Below are 4,612 nucleotides of genomic sequence, written 5' to 3' on the forward strand. Positions count from 1 at the left end.
AGCCACGCGGCCGCCAGGCGCTCGCCCCACCACCCGGTGGTGGTGAGGAACCGGCACGAGGACGCGTCGGCGACGCTGGCGGTGGAATGGGCCGGCGTGGAGCGGGCCAGCAGGCGCAGGTCCGGCCCGCTGGCCGGCAGGCCGCAATTGACCACGATGCGCTGCGGCCCGCTCGACATCTCGAAGGCGAGGCAGCCCGCCCCGGCATTGAGCGAGTAGGGCAGCGGCGGGCTCTTGCCGACATCGGCGACCACGATGACCCGGCCGCCCTCCAGGCGCTCGTAGCCGGAATTCGGCGCGTGCATCATCGGCCGGGCGAGCGCGCCGTCGTAGACCAAGAGCGTGGCGAGATGGTCGGCGTCGGTGGCGCCCATGCCGTTGAAGTGGCTGAGCGAGGCGTCCGGGTGGCGCAGGAGCCGCAGCAGCGGCAGCATCCGGTCCACCGCCCGCAGCAGCGCGGCCGGCGGCTCGACGCTGCGGCTGAGATAGCTCTGGCGCAGGGGCAGGAGATCGAGGAGCAGCTCCATGGCGAAGCGCGGGTCGCGGGAGCGATGGCCGCCGTCGGTCAGGATCTGCCGGTCGAGTTCCCGCGACAGGATGCGGGTCGCCCGCCGCAGGATCGGCTGGATGCCGTCGCAGCACAGGCCGGCGTAGCAGAGCGCCACGGCGGCGCTCAGGCGCCATTGCGGCGGCACGCCCCGCCGCAGGTCGCGCTCGAGCTGCTGGGCGTTGCGGGCGATGGCCTTGAGGAAGTTCTGGTAGAACGTGTGGTCGGCGCCCTCGAGCACGAGGGGCGACTGGCACAGGAACGAGATCAGCCGCCGCGCCGCCACCGGGGTGTGGCGGGCCAAAGCCGCATCGCCCCGGCCGGCGATGAAATCGGCCACGAAGGCGCGGGCATTGGCCCGGGCGAGCGCGGTGTCGGCCGCCCGGAGGTGGCGCAGCCAGCCGAAGCCGTAGAGCTCATCGGCCCATTCCGGCGAGGGCGCCGCGTAGTCGAACGGCGATCCGCCGCTCGCCGCCAGCGAGCGGCCGGCGAAGACGAACAGGCCGGAATAGATGTCGTCCGCGAAGGTCGCGTCGGAGGTGCGCAGGTCCTGCGGGGCGATCACCAGCCCGGTCACGCGCATCCGCGTCAGGATGTCGGGCGAAGCGGTGAGGCTGGCGCCGACGGCACGGAGGGTCCGCGCGGCTTCGCGCCCCACGAGCCGATAAAAGCGCCAGCGGTCAGGCCCCCAAGCCACGCAATATCCCAGCCACGCGATCTCCGAGCCACGCGATCTCGCCAGGCCCCAAGGGCCCGAGCCCCCGGGTACGAGGATCGGCTGGCACCCGTTTCGTTTCAGGGTAGAGGCGGCCTCTTAACCGGCGGTTTACGCTATGTCATTCCCGGAGCGGGAAAGAATGCGGGTTGGCGCACGCCCCGGTTGAAGCACCGGGGCGGATCGGGGTGCGCCAGCCACGGCTCGGGCGGCTCAGCCCGGGGCCAGAGCCGCGTCGAACGCCCGCAGGTTCGAGCGCATCATGTCCAGGTAGGTCGCCGCCGGCCCGTCCGAGCCCGACAGGGCGTCCGAATAGACCTTGCCGCCGATCCGGGCGCCGCCCTCCCGCGCGATCAGCTCCATCTGGCGCGGATCGCTGATGTTCTCGAGGAACACCGCCGGCACCTTCTCCTGGCGGATCTGCCGGATGATCGCCGCGACGTCCCGGGGGCTCGCCTCGCTGTCGGTGGACACGCCCTGGGGCGCGATGAAGCGCAGCCCGTAGGCGTCGGCGAAGTAGCCGAACGCGTCGTGGGTGGTGATGATCCGGCGGTTCGCCGGGGGGATCTTCTCGACCGCCGCGCGCACCGCCGTGTCGAGACGATCGAGCTGCGCCGTGTAGGCCTCGGCGGCCGCCCGGTAGGCGTCGGCATGGGCCGGATCGACCTTCGCCAGGCCGTCGCGGATGTTGGCGACGTAGATCCGCACGTTGGCGACGCTCTGCCAGGCATGCGGATCGACCGCGTGGGCGCCGTGGTCGTGCCCGTCCTCCGCATGCGCGTGATCGTTGACGGCCGCGATGGTCTTCACCCCCGCGGAGACGACGACGACCGGGGCGCGGGTGCCCGAGGCCCGGATCAGCCGATCGAGCCAGCCCTCCAGCCCGAGGCCGTTGACGAACACGATGTCGGCGCCGGCGAGCTTCTTGGCGTCGGCCGGGGACGGGCTGAAGCCGTGCGCGTCGGAATCCGGGCCGACCAGGGTGGTCACCGCCACGTAGGGTCCGCCGACCGCGCGCACGAGGTCGCCCAGGATCGAGAAGCTCGCCACCGCGCGGACCTTCTCGCCGTCCGGGGCCGCCCGGGCCGGGAGAGAGATGCCGAGCCACAGGGCGAGGCCCGCGAGCCACGCCAACCGAACCGTCCCGCGCACCTGTCGTCCTCCCGATCCACCGGGGCCAGAGACCAACCGGAGCCAGGCAGCCTGTAGTGTAACAATGTTACATACACAAGCGGGATACACGAAGGTCGCCTGATGCGGGTCGTGGGCCGCCGCCGGGTCATCGCCGCGGCAGCCGAGCGTAAGATGGAGCATGCCATGACTGGACGTTTGAGTGCCGCCCTCCTCGTCACCGGTGTTCTCGGCCTGGGCCTCGTCGGCGCCGCCGCAGCGCATGACCGCAGTGCCGACGGCGCGCGGGGCCACGGGCGTTGGAGCGCCCTGACCCCGGAGGATCGGGCCGCCTTCGCGGATGCCCGGATCGCCGGCCTGCATGCCGGGCTGAAGCTCAATGCCGACCAGGAGAAGCTGTGGCCGCCGGTGGAGGCCGCCCTGCGCGACATGGTCAAGCTGCGCCAGCAGCGGCGCGCGGCGATGCGCGATCGTCCGAAGATCGCCGACGACGCGCCGGCCGCCCTGCGGGCGATGGCAGATGCCACGACCGCCCGGGGCGAGGCCCTGCGCAAGCTCGCCGACGCCTCGCAGCCGCTCTACGCGAGCCTCGACGAGGGCCAGAAGCGGCGCGCGATGATCCTCGCCCGCCCGATGGGCGGCCATCGCCACGGCGGCTGGCATCACCACCGCGACGGCGAGCGCGGCCCTGGCGGCGACGACCGCTGACGGCACGGCGCCCGATCAAAAACCTAAAAATCTAAAAATCCAGAAGAACCAAAAAACTTGATCCGCGGCGGCAGCGGCTGCAAACCGCTGCCGCCGCGGGTCTTGCCAAAGGAGCCCGGTGAAAGGCCCGAACCGGTAAGCTCCATGGCGCGCCTGCCCGGCGACACCGTCCCCCTCCTCGCCCGGCTGTGGCGCACGTGGCTCTATCCCCACCGCGGGACGCTGGCCGTCGTGCTGGTGCTGATCGCGCTGGTGGGCGGCTCGACCGGGCTGTACCCGGCGCTGATCAAGGCCGCCTTCGACGCCTTCGACCGCAAGGACGCGGCCGCGATCGCCTACGGGCCGCTCGTCGTGATCGTGGTCACGGCCCTGCGCGGCTTCTCGCTGTTCGGCCAGACGGTGCTGACCAACCGGGTCGTCACCCGGGTCGAGGCCGACATGCAGGCGGCGCTCTACGGCCACCTGATCGAATCCGACCTGGCCCAGCTCGGCCGCGAGAGCCCGGCGGCGCTGACCCAGCGCTTCACCACAGATTTCGCCTTCATCAAGGAGGCGCTGACCCGCATCTCCACGGTGCTGCTGCGCGACATCGCGATGCTGATCGGCCTCGTGGCGGCTTTGGTCTGGATGGACCCGGTGCTGACGCTCGTCGCCGGCCTCACGGTGCCGTTCGTGGCGGGCCCGATCGGGCGGATCGGCAAGAAGCTGCGCCGGGTCTCGACCACCACCCAGGAGCAGATGGGCGCCACCGCCAGCCTGATCTCCGAGAGCCTGCAGGGCGCCCGGGTCGCCAAGACCTACGCCATGGAGGGCTACCTCAAGGGCCGGGCCGCGCAGGCGCTGGACGAGGTGCGCCGGCTCAAGATGAAGGCCGCCAACGCCCGCGGGCGCCTCGACCCGCTGCTGGAGGTGGGCGGCGGCATCGCGGTGGCCGGCGTGCTGGTGCTGGTCGGGCAGCGGGTGCTGGCCGGCGAGCGGACGGTCGGCGATTTCACCGGCTACGTGGCCGCGCTGCTGCTCGCCGCGCAGCCGGCCCGGGCTTTGGGCAACCTCAACGCCATCCTGCAGGAGGCGGCGGCGGCTCTGCGCCGCTACTTCGACGTGATGGACGAGGCGCCCCAGATCCGCGAGGCGCCGGATGCGGCGCCGCTCGTCGTCACCGCAGGGGAGATCCGGTTCGAGGGCGTGCAGTTCCGCTACCGCCCGGACGCCCCGGCCCTGGAGGGGATCGACCTCACGGTCCCGGCCGGCGCCGCCACCGCGCTGGTCGGGCGCTCGGGATCGGGCAAGTCCTCGCTGCTCAACCTCGTGCCGCGGCTCTACGACGTCACCGCCGGCCGGGTGACCATCGACGGGCAGGACGTGCGCGCCGTGACGCTCGCCTCCCTGCGCTCCGCCGTGGCGGTGGTCTCGCAGGAGGTGGTGCTGTTCGACGACACGATCGCGGCCAACATCGGCTTCGGCCGCCCCGGGGCGAACCGGGCCGAGATCGAGGCGGCCGAAGCCGATGT

4 protein-coding genes are annotated in these 4,612 nt (G+C 72.2%); 2 read left to right on the top strand and 2 right to left on the bottom strand.

Going from position 1 to position 4,612, the window contains the following annotated elements; genetic code table 11:
• The coding region (locus tag FV228_RS20895; RefSeq protein WP_147856371.1) for a heparinase II/III family protein at nt 1-1,244 on the bottom strand (1,244 nt) is incomplete at its 3' end.
• A 231-nt stretch (nt 1,245-1,475) separates the two neighbouring features.
• A complete protein-coding gene (locus FV228_RS20900) occupies nt 1,476-2,414 on the bottom strand; it encodes a zinc ABC transporter substrate-binding protein (protein ID WP_147856372.1) in 939 nt (312 codons plus the stop codon).
• 165 nt (nt 2,415-2,579) lie between these two features.
• Here FV228_RS20900 and FV228_RS20905 point away from each other — a divergent pair, with 165 nt between their 5' ends.
• Together FV228_RS20905 and FV228_RS20910 are read left to right on the top strand one after the other, a co-directional pair.
• Nucleotides 2,580-3,101, top strand: coding sequence for a Spy/CpxP family protein refolding chaperone (locus FV228_RS20905; protein ID WP_147856374.1), 522 nt, complete (start codon nt 2,580-2,582; stop codon nt 3,099-3,101).
• A 144-nt stretch (nt 3,102-3,245) separates the two neighbouring features.
• On the top strand, nt 3,246-4,612 hold a 1,367-nt coding region (locus FV228_RS20910; protein ID WP_147856373.1), incomplete at its 3' end, for an ABC transporter ATP-binding protein.

This window comes from Methylobacterium sp. WL18, assembly GCF_008040015.1.
Taxonomy (GTDB): domain Bacteria; phylum Pseudomonadota; class Alphaproteobacteria; order Rhizobiales; family Beijerinckiaceae; genus Methylobacterium; species Methylobacterium mesophilicum.

Coding starts and splice junctions, on each gene's coding strand:
- FV228_RS20905 (WP_147856374.1), top strand. CDS start 2,580: ATGACTGGACGTTTGAGTGCCGCCCTCCTCGTCACCGGTGTTCTCGGC.